The sequence below is a fragment of the Sphingomonas sp. genome, assembly GCF_964263785.1.
In the GTDB taxonomy this organism is placed as follows: Bacteria; Pseudomonadota; Alphaproteobacteria; order Sphingomonadales; family Sphingomonadaceae; genus Sphingomonas.
Genome location: NZ_CAXVWL010000105.1, coordinates 20,698 through 41,350, shown reverse-complemented (window position 1 = coordinate 41,350; position 20,653 = coordinate 20,698). Strand labels below are relative to the sequence as shown.

Here is a 20,653-nt window from a genome sequence, read left to right as displayed (position 1 = left end):
CGCCAAGCTCTTTCGAACGCGGGGTATCAGACGATCAGGCGATGGCGAAGGCCTAAACCGACGTTTGGGTCAGCGCGCGGGGATGCTGCCGAGGCGTGCCTCAAGCCGCCGAAGCAGCGCGTCGATCGACGGTGCCGCGGCCGCAGGCTCGGGAGCGAGTCGCTTCGGCTGCGGCGATGCGACGGGTGGCGGCGGGGTCAGCACATAGGTGTCGATCCGCTCGCCGGGCGCCAGCGCAAGGCGCGCCAGCGGTGCGACGGGTGCGGACGGTGTCATCGGCACCGCCGGAACCGCCGCGGGGTCGAACGCCGATAGCGGCTGGTCGAGGTCGGCGGGCAGCGTCCGTTCGACCACCGCGGGTGACGGGTCCGGGGAGGACGGCGCCACCTCCATCAACGGCGTGCCGAGGTCGGCCGCAGTCATCGGCCACCGCGGCGGCGCGTCGGGATGCGCATCCGCCCGCCGCACCGCTGGCGCCGCGCGCGCGGCCTTGGGCGCCAACAGGCCGCCCGGGCCGAACAGCAGATACAGCAGCGACCAGACCACCGAAGCGGTCAACGCGCCTCCGGTGAGCGCCAGCACCGCGCGAGCGGTCGTCCCCAGCGGCGGTGCCGCCGCCCCGACGAGCGCGGGCACGCCGCTGCGCCACACCCAATCCTCCAGCATCGTCGCGGGAACCAGCGCGCAGACCCCCGCAACGGCGACGCCCGCGACCAGCGCACCGATCGGCGCAAGCAGCGGATTGGCCCTGAAGGCAGTCAATGACGGAATTTCAGCGAACGCGACCATGATCCATCCGTGCGGGCGGCCTCCACCAGGCCCTGGTAAATCGGCAGGTAACGCGAAACGTTTGACGACCAGTTACGCTCGGCCTCGACAAACGCCCGCGCCCGCACCCGCCGCGCGTTCCAGCCGGATCGATCGTCGAACATTCCGGCCAGCGCATGCGCGATGGCGGCGGGATCGTCGGGGCGGAACAGCGTGCCCGTGTCGCCCCCATCTCCATTGGTGCGGATCAGCTCGCGGTGGCCGCCGACATCCGATGCGGCGACCAGTCTGCCCTGCGCCATCGCCTCCAGCGGCTTGAGCGGGGTGACAAGCTCGGTCAGCCGCATGGCCTTGCGCGGATAGGCCAGCACGTCGATCAGCGCGTAATAGCGCTCGACCTCCTCATGCGGCACACGCCCGACGAAACGGATCGAACCCGCCGCCGGCGACGCAGCCGCCTGCGCACGAAGCGCCGCCTCCATCGGCCCACCGCCGACCAGCACCAGCCGCGCCTTCGGCCGCCGGGCGACGAGCGCGGGCATCGCCGCGATCAGGTCGTCGAGGCCTTCGTAATCGTAGAAGCTGCCGATGAACCCGACGACATCGGCACGGTCGAGGTCGAGCGAACGCGCCAGCACCGGATCGCGCGCCGCGGGCATCCCGAACAAGGTCATATCCACGCCATTCGGCGCCACGGTCACCTTGTCCGCCGGAATGCCCCGCGCGACCAGGTCGTCGCGCAATCCTTCGCAGATCACGGCAATGGCATCGGCGCGCCGCGCCATCCATGTCTCCAGCATCCGCGTCGTGCGGTAGCGGATCGACCCCTCGCGCCCGGTGCCATTGCCGACCGCCGCATCCTCCCAGAACGCGCGGATTTCGTACACCAGGGGCAATCCACGCCGCCGCGCCACCGGCCAGGCGGCCATCGCATCGAGCACCGGCGAATGCGCATGGATCACGTCCGGCCGAAAATCGTCCGCCGCCTGCCCGATCCGCCGCGCAAACGCCGCCACTCCCGCGATCTCGCCGACCGCTCCGGTGCGCCGCGCGCCGACTGTCCGGTGAAATGTGAGCCCGTCGACCGTCTCCACCGCCGCGCTCGCGGCGCCATGCCGCGGCCCGGTCACCGCCGCCACCTGCCATCCGCGCGCGATCTGGCTTTTCAGGATCGCACGCGTGCGAAACGTGTACCCGCTCTGCAGCGGCAGCCCGTGGTCGAGGACGTGGAGGATGCGCATCGTGAGCGCGAGCTTGCCACGCCGCCACTTAACGCCGCGTCAACCGCATCCCGGCTAGAGCGCGATGGGGCCGGGTCGAACCATTTCCCGTTCGCCCTGAGCGAAGTCGAAGGGCATGGCTCCGGGCCGAGGTGCTTCGACTTCGCTCAGCACGAACGGGAGGGCGAGACAGCCGCCGAATCGCAGCAGGACGCCACCCATGATCGACAATCTCGCGATCGCCATCACCCACGGCCTGATGCTGCTCGCCTGCTGGACTCTGCTCAAGCGCCCCGATCTCGACCGCGAACCCGGACCCGCCCGCAACCGCAAGGCGAAGCGGCGTGCATGACCTGATCTTCGTCGGCTTCCTGGCGCTCGTCTTCGCCAGCGGCTTCCGGCGCCCGTTCATTCTCGTCCTCGCCTACGTCTATATCGACATCGTCTCGCCGCAGCGGTTGACCTACGTGCTGCTCAACACCGTTCCCATCTCGATGATCGCGGTCGCGCTCGCGGTCGGCGGCTGGCTGCTCTTCGACGACAAGCGCGACGCCCGCTTCACGCCCCGCCAGGCGCTGATCCTCCTCCTGCTCGGCTATTGCTGGTGCACGACGCAGACCGCCGACTTCCCGCTGGACGCGAAGGAGAAGTGGGACTGGGTCTGGAAGGCGCTCGCGTTTGCCGCCTTTCTGCCGCTCACCCTGCGCACCCGCCTGCGGATCGAGGCGCTGCTGCTGTTCATGATCCTCTCGGCCGCGACCATCGTCATCGTCGGCGGCATCAAGACCGCGGTCAGCGGCGGCGGTTACGGCGAATTGAACCTGATGATCGACAACAATTCCGGCCTCTACGAAGGCTCGACCATCTCCGCCGTCGCGATCGCGATCGTGCCCGTCATCCTCTGGCTGATGACGCATGGCACGATCTTCCGCCCCGACTGGAAGGTGAAGGGGTTCGGCATCGCGCTGATCTTCGCCTGCCTGCTGATTCCGGTCGGCACGTCGGCACGCACCGGCCTGCTCTGCATCGCGCTGCTCGCCTTGCTGTCGCTGCGCACCGTCCGGCGCAAGGGGCTCTACATCGGCGCGCTGGCGCTGCTCGGGGTGGCCGCGATCCCCTTCCTGCCTTCAAGCTTCACGCAGCGGATGAACACGATCCAGACCTACCAGGCCGACGAATCCGCCTCGACCCGGCTCGCGGTGTGGCAGTGGACGATCGACTATGCGAAACAACACCCCTTCGGCGGCGGGTTCGAGGCGTATCGCGGCAACCACATCCGCTACGACCTGAAATCCGCCGGCCCCGGCGCCGCCGCACCCGCCGAAGCGGTCGACAAGGCGCGCGCCTATCACAGCGCCTATTTCGAGATGCTCGGCGAACAGGGCTATCCCGGCCTTGCGCTCTGGCTCCTGATCAACATCGTCGGCCTCGTCCGCATGGAGGTGCTGCGCCGCCGCTACCGCGCCCCGGACGACCTCGCCTGGGCCGGATCGCTCGCCGGCGCGCTCCAGTCCGGCCATCTGATCTACCTGCTCGGCGCCGCGTTCGTCGGCATCGCCTTCCAGCCGTTCGTCTACATGCTGCTCGGCGCGCAGATCGGCCTCGACAGCTATCTGGCGCGCAAACGCAGCGAAGGCACGGTTCGCCCTGCCTTCGACCGCAAGCTGGCTGCCGCCTGAGCGTGCCGGAACGATGCGCCAGCCTTGCGCATTGGGAAGGGCCAGCCGACCAAGGAGACCCGATGCCCGACCGCATCGTCTACAGCGACGACCAGAAGCCCGGAATCACGCGCCGCAAGCTGCGCGGCCACTGGGCCTATTTCAGTGCCGCGGGTGAGCGCATCACCGACCGCGAAGAGATCGACCGCCTCAACGCCATAGGCCTGCCCCCCGCCTACACCGATGCCTGGTTCAGCCCCAAGGCCAACGGCCACATCCAGGCGGTGGGTTGGGACGAAAAGGGCCGCAAGCAATACCGTTACCACACCGGCTTCCGCGAAGCGCAGGAGACCGCCAAATACGAACGCTGCGCCGAATTCGGCCATGCACTCCCGCGCCTGCGCAGGCGGATCGAGGCCGATCTCGCCACCCGTGGCCTCGGCAAGGACCGCGCGGTCGCCGCGGTCGTCCGCCTCCTCGACATCGGCCACATCCGCGTCGGCAACGAAGCCTATGCCGAGGCCAACGAGAGCTTCGGCGCCACGACGCTGCGCGAAGAGCATGGCGAAGTGAAGGGCAACACCCTTAAACTTCAGTTCAAGGCGAAATCGGGCAAGGTCTGCACCAAGAAACTCACCGACAAGAGCCTCGCCCGCTTCGTCAAGGCGTGCCAGGACCTCGACGAGCAGCACCTCTTCGCCTGGCTCGACGCCGACGGCGAGGCGCATCCCGTCACCTCGTCCGACGTCAACGCCTATATCAAGGACGCGACCGGCGGCGATTTTACCGCCAAGCATTTCCGCACCTGGGCCGCCAGCGTCACCGCGTTCGAGGCACTCGCCTCGGCCGAATCGGACCTCAGCCTGAAATCGCTGCTCGAGCCCGTCACCCACAAGCTCGGCAACACCGCGGCGATCGCGCGCAAATCCTATGTTCACCCCACGCTCATCGCGCTTATTAAAAAGGGGCAGTCCGCATTTCGCGCCGCGCTGCAATTGCCGCGTGCGTCCAGCCACCTCAGCCGTGCCGAGCGCGGGCTGATCGCGTTTCTCGAAAGAGCGCCTGCCTGAAGGTTTCACGATGTCCAATACCGCTGCCGCCGCCAAGCCGCCGATCTTCGACGCCGGCGTGTTCCAGGCGCAAACCCAGGGGCTCATCACCGCCAGCTTCGGTTGGCTGCGCGTCCACTGGCTGCAGATCCTCATCGCCTTTGCGGTCGGCACGGTCATCGTCCTCGCGCTTCACGGCGCGCGCAAGCTGGGCGAGAGGCTGTGCGGGCGCGACACGGGCCCGACCGGCTGGGGCACCGTGCTCGGCCGCGCGATCGTGCGCACCAACAATTTCTTCATCGTCATGCTCGCCGCCAAGCTGGTCGCGGGCTACGCGGGCGCACCGCCACAGGTCGCGACGACGATCAACTTCCTCTTCACCGTCGCGGTCGTGTTCCAGGCGGCGGTCTGGACGCGCGAGATCATCCTCGGCGCGATCGAGCACCGCACCAGTTCCGAGCATTATTCGGGCGAGGCGCTGCTTTCGGCGATGGGGCTGATCCGTCTTCTGGTCAGTTTCGCGGTGTTCGCGGTCGCGCTGGTCGTGGTGCTCGACAATCTGGGGGTCAACGTCACCGGTCTCGTTGCCGGGCTCGGCGTCGGCGGCATCGCGATCGGGCTGGCGGCGCAGGGCATCTTCGCGGACCTGTTCGCCGCACTCGCGATCATCTTCGACCGCCCGTTCCGCCGCGGCGACAACATCAGCTACGACAAGGCGTCGGGTTCGGTGGAAGCGATCGGGCTCAAATCGACCCGCATCCGCGGCATCGACGGCGAGGAGCGGGTGATCTCGAACAAGAACCTGCTCGACAAGGAAATCCTGAACAACACCAAGCGCGACCACAGGCGGGCGCGCTTCGCCATCGGCGTCACCTATCAAACCCCGCCCGAGACCTGCGCGCGCATCCCTGCGATGCTCAAGGAGATCGTCGAAGCGCACGGCAAGACATTCATCCGCGCCGGCTTCACCGGCTTCGGCGCGTCGAGCCTCGATTTCGAGGTACAGTTCGACAGCGACGGCGCCGATTACGCCCAATTCTACGATGGCCGCACCGCGGTCGGTGTCGCGATCCTGAAACGCTTCAACGACGAAAAGATCGACATCGCCTACCCGACCCAGACCTCGTTCACGGCCGCGCCCGACGGCACGCTGGTGATGCCCTACGCTGCGCCCGAGGGCATGACTGCGCACGAGACCGCGACGGACACCTGATACCTCCCCGACACGGGGAGGGGGACCGCGAAGCGGTGGTGGGGAAACAAGACAAGCCGCAGTAGCGGCTGCGCGCTACCGCGCGCGTCTCCAATTCCCCACCGCCAACCGCTGCGCGGCTGGTCCTCCTCCCCGAGTCGGGGAGGAGTTACCCACCTCACCCGTTCCGGATCTTGGCCATGACCTTGTCGTGCAGCCACAGGTTCATCTCGGCCGATCCGTTCTTCTCGCCGGTATAGCCCAGTTCGGTCGCCAGTTCCTGGCGATTGTGCAGGCTGGAATCCATCCCGATCAGCTTCATCAGGTCGACGATCGAGGTCTTCCAGTTCAGATCGGGATCGCCCTGCGCATGCGCGATCTTGGCCAGCGCGGCGTCGGGGTCGATCTGCGGCTTGGCCGCGGGTGCAGGCGCGGGCGCGGCGCTTGGGGCCGGCGCGACTTTCGGCGCGGCCGACTGCGGAGCGGGCGGCTGCTCCTGCACCGCCTTGTGGCCGAAGATGGCGTCCTTGATCGAACCGAAAATGCTCATGGGTGTCTCCTTTGATGACGGCGGCCCAACGCGCGGTCCGTGGTTTGGAGCCACTTATTCCTCCCCGGCACGGGAGGGGGACCGCCGGCGAAGCCGGTGGTGGAGGGGCAACCCCAAGCGACACTCCTGCTTGGCTGCCCCTCCACCAGCCTGCGGCTGGTCCCCCTCCCCGTGCCGGGGAGGAACTCTCAAATCCCCCCTTCATCCAGAGACAGCAACGTCGCATTCCCCCCCGCGCTCGTCGTATCGACCGACACCGCCCGCTCCACGCAGAAGCGATAGAGGTAATGCGGCCCCCCCGCCTTCGGCCCGGTCCCCGACAGCCCCTCGCCGCCGAACGGCTGCGATCCGACGACGGCACCGATCATCGACCGGTTCACGTAGAGATTGCCGACCGCCGCCTCGCTCTCGACCACCTCGGCCGCCCGCGCGATCCGGCTGTGCAGCCCCATCGTCAGCCCGTATCCTTTGGCGTTGACCCGTGCGATCGTCTCCGACAGCGCGCCAGCCTTCCACGTCGCGACATGCAGGATCGGGCCGAACCACTCTTGCGTCAGGTCCTCGACCCGGTCGATACGGATCAGCGTCGGGGGGACGAACAGCCCGTCGTCCGGAACCGCGACGGTCTTGACCCAACGATCGCGGACGCTCTCGCGATACCCCATCAGCCGGTCGTACGCCGCCCGGTCGATCACCGGCCCCACGTCGGTCGCCGGATCGCCGGGATCGCCGACGATCAGCGTATCCATTGCGCCGGTCAACATCTCGACCACGCCGTCCGCCACATCCTCCTGGACCAGCAGCAGCCTGAGCGCCGAGCACCTTTGCCCTGCCGACCGGAACGACGATGCGACGACATCCGCCACCACCTGCTCGGGGAGAGCGGTCGAATCGACGATCATCGCGTTGATCCCACCGGTCTCCGCGATCAACGGCACGATAGGGCGATCATCATCCTCCAGCAACGTGCGCGCGATCCGCTTGGCGGTTGCGGTCGATCCGGTGAAGGCAACGCCGGCCACCCGCACGTCGCCGACCAGCGCCGCGCCCACGTCCGGTCCGCCTGGCGCGAGGATCAACGCATCCGCTGGCACCCCTGCTTCGTGCGCCAGTTCCACCGCCCGCGCCGCGATCCGCGGCGTCTGCGGGGCGGGCTTGGCGATCACCGTATTGCCCGTCACCAGCGCCGCCACGGTCTGCCCCAGGAAGATCGCCAGCGGAAAATTCCACGGCGCGATCGTCGCCCACACCCCGCGTCCCTCAAGATGGAGCGTGTTGCGCTCCCCCGTCGGCCCCGGCAGTTCGATCGGCCGGAGTTTCTCGCGCGCCTCCTTGGCATAATAGCGACAGAAATCCGCCGCCTCGCGCACTTCCCCGATCGCATCGGGCATCGTCTTGCCCGCCTCCTGCACGCAAATCGCCATCAGCTTCTCGCGGTGCTCGTCCAGCAGGTCGGCGAGGCGCTCCAGGCACGCGGCGCGGGTGTCGACGGGGGTAGAGGACCAGTTCGGGAAGGCGGCTTCTGCGCGCGAGACAGCCGTTGCAACACCTCTCCCCTCCCGCTCGCGGGAGGGGTTGGGGGTGGACCTGTCCGCAAGCGGTCCGCCCGCGGCTCCCTTAGGCCCACCCCCGCCCCCTCCCGCAAGCGGGAGGGGAGAAGAAACGGCCGCCACCGTCCGCTCCAGCACCTCCACATCACTCAAATCCAACCCAGCGGAATTCCGGTGCCCAGCAGCCCCGAACAAATCCACCGGCAACGGAATGCTCGGATGCCGCGCCCCCCCAACCGCCGCGATCTTCGCCACCGGGTCCGCCAGGATCTCCGCCTCGGTCAGCCGCGCGTCCGCCAATTGATGCACGAAGCTGGAATTGGCGCCATTCTCCAATAGCCTGCGCACCAGATACGCCAGCAGATCACGGTGCCCCCCCACCGGCGCATACACCCGGCAATGATAGCCGTTCTCCTGCACCAGCCGCTCGTACAGCCCGTCGCCCATGCCGTGCAGCCGCTGAAACTCAAAATCTCTGGAGTTCCCCGCCCATTCCATGATCGCCGCCACGGTCAGCGCGTTGTGCGATGCGAACGCCGGCCGGATGTTCGCCGCCGCCAGCATGTCCTTCGCCACCGCAAGATACGACACGTCGGTCGCCGCCTTGCGCGTGAACAGCGGATAGTCGCTCAGCCCTTCGACCTGCGTCCGCTTGATCTCGCTGTCCCAATACGCGCCCTTGACCAGCCGCACGTTCATTACCCGCCCGAGTCCGTCGGCCCAGGCGACGACGGGCCGCGCACGCTTGCCATAGGCCTGCACCGCCATCCCGAACCCGTCCCAGCCTTTCAGCGCCGGCAGCGCCGCAACCGCGCCGATGATGTCGAGCGACATCTCCAGCCGCTCGGATTCCTCGGCATCGACGGTCAGCGCGATACCCTTGCCCGCCGCCTGCACCGCCAGCGCCTCCAGCATCCCGGTCAGCGCAGGCACGCACTCGCTCCACCGCGCCACCTCGTAGCGTGGATGAAGCGCCGACAGTTTAACCGAGATCGAATGCCCGGCTGCAATGTCGTGCCCGACCGCATCGATCGCGCCGACATAGGCCTGAAAATAGCGCGCGGCATCGTCGTGGGTCCGCGCCGCCTCGCCCAGCATGTCGAAACTTGCGGTGAAGCCCTTTAATTCCGGCCGCCGCATCCGCCGCATCGCCTCGTCGATGGTGCGCCCCATGACGAATATCTCGCCCATCATCTTCATCGCCGCGCCCACCGCCTGGCGCACGAACGGCTCGCCCGCGCGGCTCATCAAGCGGCGCAGCGGCCCGGTCTCGCCTTCCCCGACGAGCGCGCGGCCGACGACGAGCCCCCACGTCGCCGAATTGACGAGCAGCGAAGAAGACTTGCCGGTATGCGCACGCCAGTCCGCCTCGCCCAATTTGTCCGCGATCAGCAGGTCTGCGGTCGCCGGATCGGGCACCCGCAGGAACGCCTCCGCCAGACTCAGCAGCGCGACGCCCTCCGACGAGTTCAGCCGGTATTCCTGCAGGAACCGGTTGACCCACCCACGCCCTTGCGCCGCACGCAGGTCGGCGAGCAGCCCGAGCGCATGCCCGACCACCCGCTCGCGCGAGTCATGGGTCAGCGCGGCACGTTCCAGCAACGGCTTTAGAACATCGGGTTCGCTCGCACGGTACAGCGCGCGCATGATGCTGCGGGGGTCCGACGCTACGGCAGTGGCCATTTGGAAGTTCCGGTCTAGGTGGGGCTTGGCAAGCGCCGGATAGCGCGCCTACAGAGCGCCCTGCGTTTAGCGAAGGGATTGAAGCGTGGCGAGCCTGAGCGTCGACGAGATGAAAGCCCGCATCGGCACCGAAACGCTCAGCGACTGGGTCGAGGTGACGCAGGGCATGATCGACAAATTCGCCGATGCGACCGGCGATCACCAGTTCATCCATGTCGATCCGGTGGCCGCCGCTCAAACCCCCTTCGGCGGCACCGTCGCCCACGGTTTTCTCACCTTGTCGCTGATGCCGCTGCTGTCGTCCAAAGTTTCCGACGCGCCGCGCCTCGAAGGTGCGAAGATGGGCGTCAACTACGGCGGCAACAAGGTACGGTTCCTCACACCGGTGCGTTCAGGCAGCAAGGTAAGAGGTCGCTTCAAACTACTGAGTTTCGACGAAAAGAAGCCCGGACAGTTCCAACAATCCAACGAATTCACCGTCGAGATCGAAGGCGCGCCGAAGCCCGCCATGATCGCCGAATGGATAAGCCAGATCTTTGTCTGACCAGGGCTCATTGGCCTCACCTTAGCCTCACTATCGAAGGATCCCGACCATGCGTTCCGCTGTCATTGTCTCCACCGCCCGCACGCCGATCGGCCGCGCCTACCGCGGCGCGTTCAACAACCTGCCCTCGCCCACCCTGGCGAGCCACGCGATCAAGGCCGCGGTCGAGCGTGCCGGGCTGTCGGGCGAGGAGGTTCAGGACGTCGTCGTCGGCGCCGCGCTCCAGCAGGGCCACCAGGCCGGCAACATCGCCCGCACCGCGCTGCTCCGCGCCGGGCTGCCGACGAGCGTCTCGGGCATGTCGCTCGACCGCCAGTGCGCCTCCGGCCTGATGGCGATCGCCACCGCCGCCAAGCAGGTCGTCGTCGACCGGATGGACGTTGTCATCGGCGGGGGTGTGGACTCGATCAGCCTCGTCCAGACCCCCAAGATGAACATCGCGCCCGACCCCGAGCTGCTCGCCATGCACCGCGACATCTACATGCCGATGCTCCAGACCGCCGAGGTCGTCGCCAAGCGCTACGGCATCACCCGCGAGCAGATGGACGCCTACGGCCTTCAGTCGCAGCAGCGCACCGCCGCCGCCCAAGCCGCGGGCCGGTTCGACGCGGAGATCGTCCCCGTCACCGCAACGATGGCGATCGTCGACAAGGAGACCAAGGCGGTCACCCACAAGGAAGTGACGCTGTCGAAGGACGAGGGCAATCGCGCCGACACGACGCTGGAGGGCTTGCAGAAGCTGAACGCCGTCCTGCCCGAAGGCACGATCACCGCAGGCAACGCCAGCCAGCTCTCCGACGGCGCCTCCGCGAGCGTGCTGATGGAGGAGAAGGAAGCGACACGCCGCGGCCTGACCCCGCTCGGCCGCTACGTCGGCATGGCGGTCGCGGGCACCGCGCCGGATGAAATGGGCATCGGTCCCGTCTTCGCGATCCCCAAGCTCCTCGAACGCTTCGACCTGTCGGTGAACGACATCGGCCTTTGGGAATTGAACGAGGCGTTTGCGGTGCAAGTGCTGTATTGCCGCGACAAACTCGGCATCCCCGACGATCTGCTCAACGTCGACGGCGGCGCGATCTCGATCGGCCACCCCTACGGCATGAGCGGCGCACGCATGACCGGCCACGCGCTGATCGAGGGCAAGCGCCGCGGCGCGAAATATGTCGTTGTCACGATGTGCGTAGGCGGCGGCATGGGTGCAGCCGGACTGTTCGAGGTGCTGTGAGGCCTGGAATTCTACCCGGTACGGGTAGCTTTCGAACCGGCGACGTCATCGGCGCCTTTCCGTGGAAGCCCCGATCGTGTCAGCGGTCGGGGCTCTAAGCCTTTGGGGCTTGGGTCTTAGCCCGAGCCCCTCCCGTGTGCCTTATCGGCGACCTGCCACTTCTGTGATCTTCAGAACCAAGGTCGCGAAGGCGAAGAGTACGCTGAGGACGAGACACAGATGGGCGAGCGTCATTGGCTCTCCTTTCCGTGGTCGACAGCAGGATTGATGCCGCGACGCTCATGGCCGAGTGACGGTGTGCGCGCAACCAACCCCCCGCCGCATCGTTCACCCAGGGCTTGCCAACCAGGAGAACCGATATGGCCGACAAGGATACCCCGCAGGAAGTCGCAAACAAGTTTCTCGCCAAGCTCAAGGACAGCCCGTTCATTATGCTGGGTCTGACCGACGGTCAGCATTCGGAGCCGATGAACGTCAAGCTCGACGACGATCAGCCCAACACGCTGTTCGTATTTTCGGGCAAGGACAACCGCATCGCGCAGGGTGGCGACGCGATGGCGCAGTTCGTCGGCAAGGGTCACGACTTCTTTGCCTGCCTCGCCGGAACCGTGTCGCAGGAAACCGATCAGGCGACATTCGACAAGCTCTGGGACAATCGCGTCGAGGCTTGGTTCCCGAACGGCAAGGCCGATGCCCGGCTCAATCGCTTCGACGTCACGTCGGCGGAACTCTGGGAAACCGACATCTCGCTGTCGGGGCGCGTCAAGATGCTGTTCGGCGGCACGATCAAGGCTGGCGAGTCGTCGAGCCACGCGGTCGTGGACTCGGTCGCCTGAGACCACATGGGCCGCCTATCCAGGCGGCCCATGTGCTTCAGGCGTTGATCGTCATCCACTCCTCGACCACCGGCGCGATCTGGTCACGCCAGCGCGAGCCGTTGAAAATGCCGTAATGCCCGGCACCTTGGGCCATCAGATAGCGCTTCTTCGTTTCGGGTAGGCTGGTCGCCAGCGTCAGCGCCGCCTTTGTCTGTCCCAAACCCGAAATATCGTCGCGCTCGCCTTCGATCGCGAGCAGCCCGACATCGGTGATCGCACCCATGTCGACCAGCTTGCCGCGGTGCGTCATCGTCCCCTCGGGCAACGCGTGCGTTTGGAACACCAAATCGACGGTCTGCAGATAGAATTCGGACGTCATATCGCACACCGCGCGGTATTCATCGTAGAAGTCCTTGGTGAGATCGGCGCTGTCGTCGTCGCCGCGGACCAGGTGTTTGAACATTTCGTAATGGCTGACCATGTGGTTGCCGAGGTTCATCGACATGAAGCCCGCAAGCTGCAGGAAGCCCGGATACACCCGCCGCCCCGCGCCCGGGTAGGTCATCGGCACCGTGACAATGGCGTTTTGTTCGAACCACGAATGCGGCCGCTTGGTCGCCAGCGTGTTGACTGCTGTCGGCGCCTCGCGCGTGTCGATCGGCCCTCCCATCATCGTCAGCGTGGCAGGGCAACAAGGATTGCCGTCGGCGCTCATCACGGCTGCGGCGGCGAGGCACGGTACGGACGGCTGACACACCGCGAGCACGTGGGCTCCCGGCCCCATCGCTTCGAGAAACCCGATGATGTAATCGATGTAATCGTCGAGATCGAAACGTCCGTCGGACAGCGGCACCAGCTTGGCATCGCGCCAGTCGGTGATGTGGACATCGGCGCTCGGCAACATGCGCTCGACCGTGCCACGCAGCAGCGTCGCATAATGCCCCGACATCGGGGCGACGATCAGCAGCTTCGGTCCGCCCTCCACGCCTTCTCGGGCGAAGCGCTTGAGCTGGCCGAACGGTTTTCGGACGACCACCTCCTCGTGAACCGCAACCTCGCGCCCGTCCACCGTCGTGCGATGAAGCCCGAACTCCGGCTTGCCGCGCGGCGCCGCCGCATGCGCGAACACCTCAAGCGCCGATCCGACGATCGTCCCACCGCCGAGATAGGCGAACGGGTTTGCCGGGTTCTGGAGCATTCCCGCGCCGAAACTCGCCATCGCACTGGCGTTTGCGAGCAGCGAACGCTGCATCTCATAGGCGTTGTAGAGCATCGGGTTTCCTTTAACCCCAGATAGGTTGCGCAAGCCGTAACGCAAACGTGCCGCACCGCAACCAAGTTCGCACTCGACGATCGCGAGCGCCTCGCGTTGAGTGTCGCGATGCGCGCTGCTACGTGAGCGGCCATGGCGTCTTCCCCCACTCCCGTCCCTCTCCCCACGCGAGAACGCCGCCGCATCGGCGACCTTGCGATCGTCTGGCATCAGGCGAAACGGTATCCGGGGCGGATCCTGCTTGCGTGGTGCGCGCTTGCGGTCACGTCGGCTGCGACGATCGCGATTCCCTACGGCTTCAAGCGGGTGATCGACCGCGGCTTCGGGCCGGGCGCGAGCGGCAATGTCGCCTCGTCGTTCCACTATTTGCTGATGATCGTCGTTATCCTGGCGATCGCAACCGCGGTGCGTTTTTACTTCGTATCCTGGCTGGGGGAGCGCGTCGTCGCCGATGTGCGTGCCGCAGTGCAGACCAACCTGCTGCGCCTGTCCCCACGCTTCTTCGAGGAGAACCGCCCCTCCGAGATCGCGTCCCGGCTGACATCGGACACCGGGCTGATCGAGAATGTCGTGGGTAGCACGGTGTCGGTCGCATTGCGCAATGCCTTCACCGGCGTCGGCGGCATGATCTACCTGTTCGCGCTGTCGCCCAAATTGGCGGGAATGATGATGCTGGGCATTCCGGCGATCATCTTGCCGATCGTGGTGCTGGGGCGGCGCATCCGCAATCATTCGCGCACGTCGCAGGACCGGATCGCCGACGTGGGATCGATCGTCACCGAGACACTGGGGGCGATGAAGATCGTACAGGCATTCGGGCAGGAAGAGCGCGAGACCGGGCGGTTCGTGCAGGCGGTCGAGGCGTCGTTCGGCGCGGCCAAGCGGCGCATAGCCTTGCGCGCGATCATGACCGCGATCGTCATCGGGCTCATCTTCGGATCGATCACGCTGATCCTGTGGGAAGGCGCGATCGACGTCGCCGCGGGGCGGATCAGCGGCGGGTCGATCGCGGCGTTCGTGCTGACCGGCGGCATCGTTGCGGGCGCGTTCGGCGCACTGACCGAGGTCTATGGCGACCTGCTCCGTGGCGCGGGCGCGGCGGGGCGGCTGGCCGAACTGCTGCGCGAGCGCCCGGAAATCGCCGCGCCTGCCAACCCGCAAGCGCTGCCGGCCCCCGCCATTGGTACGCTGGCGTTCGAGGGCGTCCGCTTCCACTATCCCACGCGCCCCGAAGTCGCGGCGCTCGACGACTTCACGCTGTCGGTGTCGCCGGGCGAGACGGTCGCGATCGTCGGTCCGTCGGGTGCGGGCAAGTCGACGCTGTTCCAGCTTGCACAGCGCTTCTACGACCCCGATGCGGGCCGGGTGACGATCGACGGCGTGGGCCTGCGCGACGCGGACCCTGCCGCCGTCCGGGCGCGCATCGCGATGGTGCCGCAGGATTCGGTGATCTTCGGCGCGTCGGCGCGCGACAATCTGCGCTATGGCGACTGGGACGCGTCCGACGACCGGCTGTGGGTCGCCGCCGAAGCCGCCAATGCCGCCGAGTTCCTCCGCCGCCTTCCCGACGGGCTCGACACCTTCCTCGGCGAAGGCGGCGCGCGGCTGTCGGGAGGGCAGCGCCAGCGGGTGACGATCGCGCGTGCGCTACTTCGGGATGCGCCGATCCTGCTGCTCGACGAGGCGACCAGCGCGCTCGACGCCGAGAGCGAGCGGCTGATCCAGCAGGCGCTCGAACGGCTGATGGCGACTCGCACCACGCTCGTCATCGCCCACCGCCTAGCCACCGTGCGCGCCGCCGACCGGATCATCGTGATGGACGATGGGCGGATCGTCGAGGAAGGCAATCACGCGACGTTGATCGCGCGCGGCGGGCTGTATGCACGGCTCGCCAGCCTGCAGTTCCAGGAAGCCGCCTGACGCTTGCCCGCTCCCGTGGAGCGGCGCATAGTTTCGCCGAACGGGAGTGGATGACATGCGCGATCTCGACGTGGTGGTGTATGGCGCGACCGGCTTCACCGGGCGGCTGGTCGCCGAATATCTAACCCGGACCGGCGCGACGCGCTGGGCGATGGCCGGGCGTGACATGGCAAAGCTGGAAGACGTCCGCGATGCTGTCGGCGCGCCCGCCGACACCCCGCTGATCACCGCCGACGCTGCCGACCCCGCTTCGCTGCGCGCGCTCGCCGAGCGCACGACGGTCGTGCTGACGACGGTCGGGCCGTACCAGCTTTACGGATCGGACCTGGTCGGCGCCTGCGCCGCGACCGGGACCGCGTACGTCGACCTGTGTGGCGAGCCCGCGTGGATGCGCAAGATGATCGACGCGCACCACGACGAGGCCAGGCGCACCGGCGCGCGGATCGTGTTCAGCTGCGGGTTCGATTCCATCCCTTTCGACCTTGGCGTGCTGACGCTGCAGGAAGCGGCGACGACGCGTTATGGGCGGCCCGCGCCGCGGGTGAAATGCCGGGTGCGGACGATGAAGGGCGGCTTCTCGGGCGGCACCGCGGCCAGCCTGAAGGCGACGCTGGCCGCGGCGGCGCGCGATCCGTCGCTGATCAAGCTGCTCGCCAGCCCGTTCGCGCTGACCCCGGGCTTCTCGGGCCCGCACCAGCCGACCGGGCTGATTCCCGAATATGATTCGACGATCCAGGCGTGGGTCGCGCCGTTCATCATGGCGGCGATCAACACCAAGAATGTCCACCGCACCAATTTCCTGCTTGGGGCACCGTATGGCGCGGATTTTGTGTACGATGAGATGATGGTCGCGGGACTTGGCGACATCGGCAAGGCGGCAGCGGAAGCGCTCGCCAAGATCAACCCGTTTGCCAGCGACAAGGGACCGAAGCCCGGCGAAGGCCCCTCCAAGGAGGAGCGCGACGGCGGCAGCTACGACATCCTGTTCGCCGGGCTGATGCCCGACGGCGCGCGGATCGACGCGGTCGTCACCGGTGACCGCGATCCGGGCTACGGATCGACCAGCAAGATGATCGCCGAGACCGCGCTGCTGCTGTCCGAGGGTGAACAGGAGGGCGGCATCTGGACACCCGGTGCGCTGCTCGGCACCGCCTTGCGCGATAGGTTGCAGGCCAAGGCGGGGCTGAGCTTCACCGCCGGCTGACGCGAAAGGTCACTGGAAAGTCACATCCTACACGGGTCAATCGCCTGGGCGGCCCTCCGAAAGCCGGCTGTCGGCAGAACGACGGTCAAGCATAGTCCACGCCTGTAGGACAGCGATTTCTGGTCGGCCTTACCGCCGACGTCCCTGATGACGGATGTTGGCCGGGCGCCCGCGATGCTTGAGGATGCGAGGCGGGCGCGACCCAGGCTCCGCCCCCTTGCCCTCGGGCAATTCGAACCGGAGCGCGCCCGAGACGGGGTTGGCATCCGCGAGCTTCAGCGTCAGGCGTTGGCCGAGCGCGAAGATGTCGCCGCTGGTCTCGCCCGTCAACGTCCGCGCGGCCTCGTCGAAGCGGAAGTACTCGCCGCCCAGATCGCGCACCGGCATCAACCCGTCGCCGCCGATCCCGTCGACCGTCGCAAAGAAGCCGAAGTTGGTCACGCCGGTGATCCGCGTCTCGACCATCTGGCCGACGCGTTCGGACAGGAAGGCGGCGACGTAGCGGTCGGTGGTGTCGCGCTCGGCCTCCATCGCGCGGCGTTCGAGGCGGCTGATCGCTTCGCCTATACGCTCCATCTCGCCGCCATCGGGCGCGGCACCGCCAGGGCCCAGCGCATAGGTCGACACCAAGGCGCGGTGGACGACCAGGTCGGCGTAGCGGCGGATCGGCGAGGTGAAGTGCGCGTAGCTGCCGAGGCCGAGGCCGAAATGGCTGTGGTTCATCGGCCCGTAGTAAGCCTGGGTCTGGGTGCGCAGGACCTGCTCCATCACCTGCGGGCGGAAGTCGGCGTCGCCGATGCGATCGAGGAGGTGGTTGAAGGTCGCCGGCTTGACCACCTGACCGAGTGCCAAGGGCACGCCGAAGGTTTCGAGATAATCCTTGAGCGCGACCAGCTTCTCGCGGCTCGGCGGTTCGTGGTCCCGGTACATGACCGGGGCCTTCTTCGCCTCCAGCGCCTTGGCCGCGGCGACGTTGGCGGCGATCATGTAATCCTCGATCAGCCGCATCGAGTCGAGCCGTTCGCGCGGCGCGACCGAGAGGATGCGGCCTTGCTCGTCGAGGACGACGCGGCGTTCGGGGAGGTCGAGTTCGAGGGGTTGGCGCGCGGCGCGCGCCTTGGCGAGGGCATGCCAGCAGGACCATAAGGGGCGGAGGACCACGGTCAATTCCTCCCCCGCAGAGGGAGGGGAACCAGCCGCAGGCTGGTGGAGGGGCAGCCCCACGGAATTTTCGCTTGTGGCTGCCCCTCCACCACTCGCTTCGCGAGCGGTCCCCCTCCCCGTACCGGGGAGGAATTTATCAGCAACAGCCTGCGCATCCTCGTAGGCGATGTTCGCCGCGATGCGGACGACCGCCCGCGTAAAGCGCCACGCCTTCAGAACGCCTGACGAGGTAATCGTCAGATGACACGCCAGCGCCGCCCGATCATCGCCCGCCTTCAACGAGCACACGTCCGCCGACAGAATCTCGGGCAGCATCGGGACGACGCGATCCGGGAAGTACACGGAGTTACCTCGTGCCCGTGCCTCGCGGTCGAGGGCCGAGCCGGGCCGAACGTAGAAACTGACGTCGGCGATCGCGACGATCGCCTTCCAGCCGCCGGGATTGGCGGGGTCGTCGTCGGGTGCAGCCCAGACCGCGTCGTCGTGGTCGCGCGCGTCGGCGGGGTCGATCGCGACGATGGGCAAGTGACGCAAATCCTCTCGGCCATCGCCGAGCGGCTGCGTCGCGACCTGCTGCGCCTCCTCCAGCGCCTCGGCGGCGAAGACGTCGGGGATGCCGAGCTTGTGGATCGCGATCAGCGAGAAGCTGCGTGGCGCGAACGGGTCGCCCAGCCGCTGGACGACCCGCGCGGTGATCCGCGGCGGGCGGCCCGCCTTCTCGGCCAGCACCAGGTCGCCCGCCTTCGCGTCGCCCGCGTCCGACACGGCAACCTCGCGACGATCCTTCTTGTCGACCGAAGTCAACCACATACGTCCGGCTTCTTCGCGCAGGACGCCGAGCATCTGTTCGGAGGCGGGGGCGAGCACCTTCATCGGATGCGCGATCCACCCTGCCCCGGCTTCTTCGGTACGCGCCAGGATACGTTCGCCGACCCCCAGAGCGCCGCGCTTGCGTTCGCGCACGCGCAGCCGCGGCGGCGGTGTCTCGGCTTCCCAGCGCTCGGGCACCGCCCAGACGTTGCCGCCGTCGTCGACATCGGCGATGCGCAGCACCGTCACCTTCGGGATGCCGCCCATCTTGTGGAACGCGCGGCCGGGGGCGGAATCGATCAGCCCCTCGTCCGCCATGTCCTTGAGCAACGCTTTCAGCGCGATCTTGTCCTGCGCGTGCAAGCCGAACGCGCGGGCGATCTCGCGCTTGCCCGCGGGTTCGTCGGAGGTCGCGATGAAGTCGAGGATCTGGTCGCGGCCGGGGAGGCCGGGGGTCGGTCTGCGCATCGGACGAGAGATAGGGTTTCGCGACGCCCGCGTCACCCGCTATGAACCAGGTGCCATGACAACGATGACATACGACCTGCTGATCGCCGGCGGCGGGATAAACGGCGCGGCGATCGCGCGCGAAGCGACGCTGAACGGCTGGTCGGTGCTGCTGGTCGAGAAAGGCGATCTGGCGGGAGCGACCTCGTCGGCATCGACCAAGCTGATCCACGGCGGGCTGCGGTACCTGGAATATTACGATTTCCGGCTGGTCGCCGAAGCCCTTCGAGAACGCGAGCGGCTGGTGAAGGCGGCGCCGCACATCATCCGGCCGATGCGCTTCGTGCTGCCGCACGAGAATGCGGTGCGGCCGTGGTGGATGGTGCGTGCCGGGCTGTTCCTCTACGACCGGCTCGGCGGACGCTCGACCTTGGAGCGCTCGCGCGGGCTCAAAGCGTCGGACGCGGCCTATCTTGCGCCGCTCAAGGGTAGCGGCAAGGGCTTCGTCTATTCGGACGCGTTCGTCGACGATGCGCGGCTGACCGTCCTCAACGCAGTCGACGCCGCGGATAACGGCGCGGAGATCGTCGTCGGCGTGGCGCTGGAAAGCGCGCGGCGTGAAGGCGGCGTCTGGCGCGCAGTCCTGTCCGACGGGCGCACGGTCGAGGCGCGTGCGATGGTCAACGCGGCGGGGCCGTGGGTCGCGCAATTGCTCGGGCGGCTCGGAGTCAATGCCGCCGCGGGGGTGCGGTTGGTCAAGGGCAGCCATATCGTCGTGCCCCGGCTGTACGAGGGCGACCACGCTTACATTCTACAGCAGCCCGACCGGCGGATCGTCTTCGCGATCCCGTATCAGAACGACTTCACCGAGATCGGGACCACCGACGTGCCCGTCGACGCGCCCGAAGACGCGGTGATCGACGATGAGGAGATCGCCTATCTATGCGGCGCGGTGAACGGCCATTTTGCCCGGCAGATCGCGCCCGCCGATGTCGTGTCGACCTGGTCGGGGGTGCGCCCGCTCTACGACGACGGCGCGAGCGAGGCGCGCGCGGTGACCCGCGACTACGTGCTGGAGCTCGACACCGCCGGACCACCGCTGCTGTCGGTGTTCGGGGGCAAGATCACCACCGCGCGGCATCTGGCCGAGGAAGCAGTCGCAAAGATCGCGGTGCCGATGGGGCGCGAGGTCCAGGCGGTGACCCGCGCGCGCGTCTTTCCGGGCGGCGGCATTCCCGATTTCGCGACCTTCGCCGGTCAGGTTCGCGCGCGCTGGCCATTCCTCGGCGACGCCCGCAACGAACGGATGGCGCGGGCGTATGGCGCGCTGCTCACGACCATGCTCGCCGACATCGGCGACGAAGCAGCGATGGGCCAGGCGCTCGGCGCAGGGCTGACCGAGGTCGAGGCGCGCTGGATGCACGACCGCGAGTGGGCGCGGGCGGCCAGCGACGTGCTGGAGCGCCGGTCGAAGCTGGGATTGCACATGACCAACGAGGAACGCGACGTGTTCGCGCACTGGTGGAGCGACACCTTTCCCACGGATCGAACGGTTGCATCCGCCTGATGTTGCATTGC

General features: G+C 67.5%; 16 protein-coding genes. 10 read left to right on the top strand and 6 right to left on the bottom strand.

What is annotated here, in order from left to right; all coding sequences use genetic code 11:
- Positions 1 to 69 precede the first annotated feature (69 nt).
- Both ACE5C1_RS13940 and ACE5C1_RS13935 read right to left on the bottom strand, forming a co-directional pair.
- Positions 70 to 762: a hypothetical protein gene (locus tag ACE5C1_RS13940; protein ID WP_374944676.1), complete on the bottom strand. Its 693-nt coding sequence runs from the start codon at positions 760 to 762 to the stop codon at positions 70 to 72.
- Positions 759 to 2,009, bottom strand: a complete 1,251-nt coding sequence (locus ACE5C1_RS13935; protein WP_374944675.1) for a TIGR04063 family PEP-CTERM/XrtA system glycosyltransferase — start codon at positions 2,007 to 2,009, stop codon at positions 759 to 761. Before ACE5C1_RS13935 ends, ACE5C1_RS13940 begins: the two co-directional genes overlap by 4 nt.
- Positions 2,010 to 2,208: 199 nt before the next feature.
- Between ACE5C1_RS13935 and ACE5C1_RS13930 the strand changes: the two genes are divergently transcribed.
- The 4 genes from ACE5C1_RS13930 (at position 2,209) to ACE5C1_RS13915 (ending at position 5,908) form a co-directional block, all read left to right on the top strand.
- A complete protein-coding gene (locus tag ACE5C1_RS13930; RefSeq protein ID WP_374944674.1) occupies positions 2,209 to 2,340 on the top strand; it encodes a hypothetical protein in 132 nt (43 codons plus the stop codon).
- Positions 2,333 to 3,667 carry a putative O-glycosylation ligase, exosortase A system-associated gene (locus ACE5C1_RS13925; protein WP_374944673.1) on the top strand — a complete coding sequence of 445 codons (1,335 nt, stop codon included), beginning with the start codon at positions 2,333 to 2,335 and terminating at the stop codon, positions 3,665 to 3,667. The genes ACE5C1_RS13930 and ACE5C1_RS13925 overlap by 8 nt, the downstream gene beginning before the upstream one ends.
- A gap of 62 nt (positions 3,668 to 3,729) precedes the next feature.
- Positions 3,730 to 4,716 (top strand): DNA topoisomerase IB, encoded by a 987-nt coding sequence (locus tag ACE5C1_RS13920; protein ID WP_374944672.1) that lies wholly within the window; start codon positions 3,730 to 3,732, stop codon positions 4,714 to 4,716.
- 10 nt (positions 4,717 to 4,726) lie between these two features.
- Complete coding sequence (locus tag ACE5C1_RS13915) at positions 4,727 to 5,908, top strand: mechanosensitive ion channel family protein (RefSeq protein WP_374944671.1); 1,182 nt, start codon at positions 4,727 to 4,729, stop codon at positions 5,906 to 5,908.
- A gap of 157 nt (positions 5,909 to 6,065) precedes the next feature.
- On the opposite strand, the gene ACE5C1_RS13910 is transcribed toward ACE5C1_RS13915, so the two are convergent.
- Together ACE5C1_RS13910 and putA are read right to left on the bottom strand one after the other, a co-directional pair.
- On the bottom strand, positions 6,066 to 6,437 hold the full coding sequence (locus ACE5C1_RS13910) for a DUF3597 domain-containing protein (protein WP_374944670.1): 372 nt from the start codon (positions 6,435 to 6,437) through the stop codon (positions 6,066 to 6,068).
- 188 nt (positions 6,438 to 6,625) lie between these two features.
- Positions 6,626 to 9,670: a bifunctional proline dehydrogenase/L-glutamate gamma-semialdehyde dehydrogenase PutA gene (gene putA / locus ACE5C1_RS13905; protein ID WP_374944669.1), complete on the bottom strand. Its 3,045-nt coding sequence runs from the start codon at positions 9,668 to 9,670 to the stop codon at positions 6,626 to 6,628.
- 109 nt (positions 9,671 to 9,779) lie between these two features.
- Between putA and ACE5C1_RS13900 the strand changes: the two genes are divergently transcribed.
- The 3 genes from ACE5C1_RS13900 to ACE5C1_RS13890 all read left to right on the top strand — a co-directional run bounded on the left by ACE5C1_RS13900 (position 9,780) and on the right by ACE5C1_RS13890 (position 12,275).
- Positions 9,780 to 10,214 carry a MaoC family dehydratase gene (locus ACE5C1_RS13900; protein ID WP_374944696.1) on the top strand — a complete coding sequence of 145 codons (435 nt, stop codon included), beginning with the start codon at positions 9,780 to 9,782 and terminating at the stop codon, positions 10,212 to 10,214.
- A 49-nt stretch (positions 10,215 to 10,263) separates the two neighbouring features.
- Complete coding sequence (locus tag ACE5C1_RS13895) at positions 10,264 to 11,439, top strand: acetyl-CoA C-acyltransferase (RefSeq protein ID WP_374944668.1); 1,176 nt, start codon at positions 10,264 to 10,266, stop codon at positions 11,437 to 11,439.
- A 359-nt stretch (positions 11,440 to 11,798) separates the two neighbouring features.
- The gene (locus ACE5C1_RS13890) at positions 11,799 to 12,275 is read left to right on the top strand and encodes a pyridoxamine 5'-phosphate oxidase family protein (RefSeq protein WP_374944667.1); all 477 of its coding nucleotides are present in this window, start codon (positions 11,799 to 11,801) and stop codon (positions 12,273 to 12,275) included.
- A 37-nt stretch (positions 12,276 to 12,312) separates the two neighbouring features.
- Here ACE5C1_RS13890 and ACE5C1_RS13885 read toward each other — a convergent pair whose 3' ends face one another.
- Complete coding sequence (locus ACE5C1_RS13885; protein ID WP_374944666.1) at positions 12,313 to 13,530, bottom strand: polyhydroxyalkanoate depolymerase; 1,218 nt, start codon at positions 13,528 to 13,530, stop codon at positions 12,313 to 12,315.
- 132 nt (positions 13,531 to 13,662) lie between these two features.
- On the opposite strand from ACE5C1_RS13885, the gene ACE5C1_RS13880 reads away from it, so the two are divergent.
- Together ACE5C1_RS13880 and ACE5C1_RS13875 are read left to right on the top strand one after the other, a co-directional pair.
- On the top strand, positions 13,663 to 15,450 hold the full coding sequence (locus ACE5C1_RS13880) for an ABC transporter transmembrane domain-containing protein (RefSeq protein WP_374944665.1): 1,788 nt from the start codon (positions 13,663 to 13,665) through the stop codon (positions 15,448 to 15,450).
- Positions 15,451 to 15,505: 55 nt separating this feature from the next.
- Positions 15,506 to 16,654: a saccharopine dehydrogenase family protein gene (locus tag ACE5C1_RS13875; RefSeq protein ID WP_374944664.1), complete on the top strand. Its 1,149-nt coding sequence runs from the start codon at positions 15,506 to 15,508 to the stop codon at positions 16,652 to 16,654.
- Positions 16,655 to 16,783: 129 nt separating this feature from the next.
- Here the strand turns inward: ACE5C1_RS13875 and ACE5C1_RS13870 are convergent, their stop codons facing one another.
- On the bottom strand, positions 16,784 to 19,096 hold the full coding sequence (locus tag ACE5C1_RS13870; RefSeq protein ID WP_374944663.1) for a ribonuclease R family protein: 2,313 nt from the start codon (positions 19,094 to 19,096) through the stop codon (positions 16,784 to 16,786).
- Positions 19,097 to 19,160: 64 nt separating this feature from the next.
- Here ACE5C1_RS13870 and glpD point away from each other — a divergent pair, with 64 nt between their 5' ends.
- Complete coding sequence (gene glpD, locus ACE5C1_RS13865; RefSeq protein ID WP_374944695.1) at positions 19,161 to 20,642, top strand: glycerol-3-phosphate dehydrogenase; 1,482 nt, start codon at positions 19,161 to 19,163, stop codon at positions 20,640 to 20,642.
- Positions 20,643 to 20,653: the final 11 nt, after the last annotated feature.

Bases quoted from the DNA above. Each gene is read 5' to 3' on its own strand.
- ACE5C1_RS13900 (WP_374944696.1), top strand. From the start codon at position 9,780: ATGAAAGCCCGCATCGGCACCGAAACGCTCAGCGACTGGGTCGAGGTG.
- ACE5C1_RS13915 (WP_374944671.1), top strand. From the start codon at position 4,727: ATGTCCAATACCGCTGCCGCCGCCAAGCCGCCGATCTTCGACGCCGGC.
- ACE5C1_RS13895 (WP_374944668.1), top strand. From the start codon at position 10,264: ATGCGTTCCGCTGTCATTGTCTCCACCGCCCGCACGCCGATCGGCCGC.
- ACE5C1_RS13910 (WP_374944670.1), bottom strand. From the start codon at position 6,437: ATGAGCATTTTCGGTTCGATCAAGGACGCCATCTTCGGCCACAAGGCG.
- ACE5C1_RS13870 (WP_374944663.1), bottom strand. From the start codon at position 19,096: ATGCGCAGACCGACCCCCGGCCTCCCCGGCCGCGACCAGATCCTCGAC.
- ACE5C1_RS13880 (WP_374944665.1), top strand. From the start codon at position 13,663: ATGGCGTCTTCCCCCACTCCCGTCCCTCTCCCCACGCGAGAACGCCGC.
- ACE5C1_RS13890 (WP_374944667.1), top strand. From the start codon at position 11,799: ATGGCCGACAAGGATACCCCGCAGGAAGTCGCAAACAAGTTTCTCGCC.
- putA (WP_374944669.1), bottom strand. From the start codon at position 9,670: ATGGCCACTGCCGTAGCGTCGGACCCCCGCAGCATCATGCGCGCGCTG.
- ACE5C1_RS13875 (WP_374944664.1), top strand. From the start codon at position 15,506: ATGCGCGATCTCGACGTGGTGGTGTATGGCGCGACCGGCTTCACCGGG.
- ACE5C1_RS13920 (WP_374944672.1), top strand. From the start codon at position 3,730: ATGCCCGACCGCATCGTCTACAGCGACGACCAGAAGCCCGGAATCACG.
- glpD (WP_374944695.1), top strand. From the start codon at position 19,161: ATGACATACGACCTGCTGATCGCCGGCGGCGGGATAAACGGCGCGGCG.
- ACE5C1_RS13885 (WP_374944666.1), bottom strand. From the start codon at position 13,530: ATGCTCTACAACGCCTATGAGATGCAGCGTTCGCTGCTCGCAAACGCC.
- ACE5C1_RS13930 (WP_374944674.1), top strand. From the start codon at position 2,209: ATGATCGACAATCTCGCGATCGCCATCACCCACGGCCTGATGCTGCTC.
- ACE5C1_RS13935 (WP_374944675.1), bottom strand. From the start codon at position 2,009: ATGCGCATCCTCCACGTCCTCGACCACGGGCTGCCGCTGCAGAGCGGG.